Source organism: Faecousia intestinalis, from assembly GCF_040096185.1.
In the GTDB taxonomy this organism is placed as follows: Bacteria; Bacillota; Clostridia; order Oscillospirales; family Oscillospiraceae; genus JAZOXB01.
On the sequence record NZ_JBBMFF010000093.1, the window covers coordinates 1 to 652 of the forward strand.

1 protein-coding gene is annotated in these 652 nt (G+C 50.3%); it reads right to left on the reverse strand.

Going from position 1 to position 652, the window contains the following annotated elements; translation table 11 throughout:
- Positions 1–435: hypothetical protein (locus WMO66_RS01630; protein WP_349134669.1), on the reverse strand; the 435-nt coding region annotated here is incomplete at its 3' end.
- Between the last annotated feature and the right edge of the window lie 217 nt (positions 436–652).

Below are 652 nucleotides of genomic sequence, written 5' to 3' on the forward strand. Positions count from 1 at the left end.
GATCACGCAGCCGCCCGCCGGGAACTGGTAGGTGTCACGCAAATCTTTTAAATGCAGCGTAACTTCACCGGGACTTTTGGAGACGATCCGGAGCGTATTGTCCTGCCAGTACACCTGCAGGTCGCTCTCCTGCCCGCCGGCCAAGTCGTAATAGAACTCGTCGGTGCTCGGAAAGACCGCTTGCTTAAAATATCCTCTTGCATTGTATGAGGTTACTTTGCCCTTCAGACGGAAGCCGGTCGTTGTCAGCTCCAGCCACTGATCATCGGTCTCGCTTTTCAGCTTGAGCAAGACAAAAACCTCATCGGACTCCACCCGCATCGAGGCGTTTTCCACCGTGACTTCAAAACGCAGCTTTCCCGTATCAGGGATCTGATAGCTCGGTATCGTTGCCGAAACACCTGCCAGCCATGTGCTCTCTTCCAGGATCTCCATTGTGGAATCTGCCGTTACCGGCGAAGCATCCTTTGTATGATACGCATCATCATATACAACATGCAGGTATTCCCCTGCCTCATTGTATAGCCAGCCGGGGATGTAGCAAGGCGATACCCAAATATTTGTCATAGGCTCCAATTTCTGCTTTGTGCAGCCGAATAAGAGCGAGGAAATCACTATTACAATTACAATAAAAATTGCTATTCCTTTATGC